The organism is Pseudomonas edaphica, from assembly GCF_005863185.1.
GTDB lineage: Bacteria > Pseudomonadota > Gammaproteobacteria > Pseudomonadales > Pseudomonadaceae > Aquipseudomonas > Aquipseudomonas edaphica.
This window is the reverse complement of the sequence record NZ_VBVZ01000809.1, coordinates 1-2353: the sequence shown is the minus strand read 5'-3', so window position 1 is coordinate 2353 and position 2353 is coordinate 1. Positions and strand designations below refer to the sequence as shown.

General features: G+C 60.6%; 2 protein-coding genes and 1 pseudogene. 2 read left to right on the top strand and 1 reads right to left on the bottom strand.

Features of this window, described 5'->3' with window-relative positions:
- A pseudogene (locus FEM54_RS30745) lies at positions 1 to 421 on the top strand (dolichyl-phosphate-mannose--protein mannosyltransferase); the annotation flags it as partial.
- A gap of 34 nt (positions 422 to 455) precedes the next feature.
- Here FEM54_RS30745 and FEM54_RS30740 read toward each other — a convergent pair.
- Complete coding sequence (locus FEM54_RS30740; RefSeq protein ID WP_171045945.1) at positions 456 to 1352, bottom strand: hypothetical protein; 897 nt, start codon at positions 1350 to 1352, stop codon at positions 456 to 458.
- 587 nt (positions 1353 to 1939) lie between these two features.
- Here FEM54_RS30740 and FEM54_RS30730 point away from each other — a divergent pair.
- Entirely contained in the window at positions 1940 to 2242 is a 303-nt protein-coding gene (locus FEM54_RS30730) for a DUF6124 family protein (RefSeq protein ID WP_138454081.1), read from the top strand.
- The last annotated feature ends 111 nt before the right edge of the window (positions 2243 to 2353 follow it).

The following is a 2353-nucleotide window of genomic DNA, read 5'->3' as shown; positions in this document are numbered from 1 at the left end:
GGGCGTCTATCCCTGGGTCACCGGCAACGGCGGCGTGACCCGCTTCGCCGACGATGTACAAGCCGAGGCGACCAAAAGCGCACCGTGGAATCAATGGCAGATGGTGATGGTAGAAGTCGACAACAAAGTGCCGATGTACCTGCAAAATGGCGGCAAACCGTTCTACTACGTCAGCGAAACCCAGGACTTCCCGCGCCAGGGCGACAGCGCCGCCTTGATGGCCTGGCTGGAAAAAACCAGCGGCCAGGGCTTCGACCCGCAGCACACCATTATCGTCGCGCAGTATTCCAAGGAAGACCCGACGCCGCTGGCCTACCTGGGCGCGGATCACACGGTGATCACCACGCAGCCGGATAATGGCGAGCGGTTGTTCCAGAAGCGCTCGGGTGGCAGCGTGGCGTTTGTTCCAACGCCACGCTGACGGCATTATCGGCGTCACCCTGCCTGGAACGCCGCTAGCGCTTCTCAAACACGGCATAACCGACATAAGCAAAATCCGACAGCCGCCGCGCTTCAGAACCGGGGTAAGTGAAATGCTCACGTGTCAGGTAAGACGCAGGAAGGTCAGGAACGTCCTCCACCCTTCCGTCTATTTCGCCGTTACTGGCCGTGGAATGGGCGCCGCCTTGCTGATCAATGAATTCAAGGAGGTGTTCAGCATTCGCGGCACTGTCAGCGCGAACATCGGCGGGTAACCGGGGGTCGTTCCAGTCACCGCCTACGAGCACTTTGAAGGCGAGCCGTTCGTTCGCGTCGAGCACGTTATCAAGTGCCTTGAACAAGGGATTCACAGTGATTGCCTGCACCGCGCGTCGGTCACCTGCTGCGCGGCCGTGGGGGGCAGGCTTTGGCCAGACGAGCCCACGACCGCCCTCCCCCAGTACGCGGTAGCCTTGCTCGGCGAACTGAGTCAGGCGGTCCACCTCGGACGCAAACCCCTTTATACCCTGCACGTCCAGGCGCCCATCCCCTGGATAACTGCCTTTGACCCGGCGCAGACAGGGGTCGTTGTCGATGTGGTGGATCACCCGCGCCAGGCGATACATGGCGTCGGCGCGCGACACGGGGTCTGGGTTGGCGGCGGTAAAGTCGCCCACCTGTCGCTTCAAGTGGGTGATCAGTCTGGTTTGGCGCTCACGCCTTTGTGGGTTCCAGCCATAGGCTCGCGACATGATGCCCGTGCCCAGCATGGGGTTGTCCTTGTAGATCTGCGTCGCTGAGCGTTGATCATCCGCCGGCCGTGTTTGCGCGCGCGTCGGCAGGCTGGAGGTGTCGGCCTCTGTGCGAGGGGTAGGCAACGTCGGCGCGCGCGTCTGTATGAAAGGCTGAAAGTGTCCAAGCGTTGGGGTCATGAGCCAGGTTGTCCATCAAAATCCAACGGCGTCGAAACGCTGACGCCGACGTTTCAGGCGAAACTGCACAGTGTGTTGGTGGTGACGGCAAAAAAGGTTCCATCGGAACCTGCGGTTGATGGCGATCGTTCCCACGCGCAGCAAAGGAACGCCTCTTGGGACGCGCTGCGTCTCTCCACCATTGCGCACTTGCGACGCGGAGCGTCGCGGGCTGCATTCCCACGCGGAGCGTGGGAACGATCAAATCGGAACCTGCGGTTGATGGCGTTTGGTCATGGTTTGTAAAGGGCCAGCAAGGCGTGTCTCTTTTAATTGCAGGACGTTTCCTAGACAATCCCTGCCGCCTTGTGCCTGTTGGAATCGATGGCTAGTCTGCGATCCGTCACTGCTTATCAGTGATCGGGTTTAGTCGCCCGACCTTCCAACGCGTGCATGGTCCTCCATGAGGTTTTATGGTGGCTGTGCGCAGGGCACCTTCGGGTGCGCCGGAATTTTCGCGTTGGAGCCGGTCGACTAACCTGCGTACAGCCGCCACCCTCGTTTAGTCGCGAAGGGTGTCCGTCCCTTATCTAACGCGAAGGTACACCATGAAAAAAGTCGTCCCCGACCCACCCCGCAATTGCACCAAAGACCGCGCCGCCTTCAATCGCGCCATCGACCATTACCTGCCCTCCAAGGGTGTTCAAATCGAAGACCTGAGCTTCGAAGACGCCCTGCTCTACACCGCCAGCTTGCTCGACAGCGCTTCAGCGACCGCGCTCAATTGCGGTGATCTGCTGGCCAGCCCCCAGCGGGAGAAGATTCTGGCGGTGTGGCATTTGCTGGAGGTGGCCAAGACCACGGTGGACCGCTCTATCGAGTGCCTGAATCCTCCAAAACCAACTGCCTGACTGTGGTCTAAAAATGTGGGAGCTGGCTTGCCTGCGATAGCCAAGTCTGTGGCAGGTGGGCTGTTGTGGCGAGCAGGCTTGTCCTGCGTTGGGCTGCGAAGCGGCCCCAGT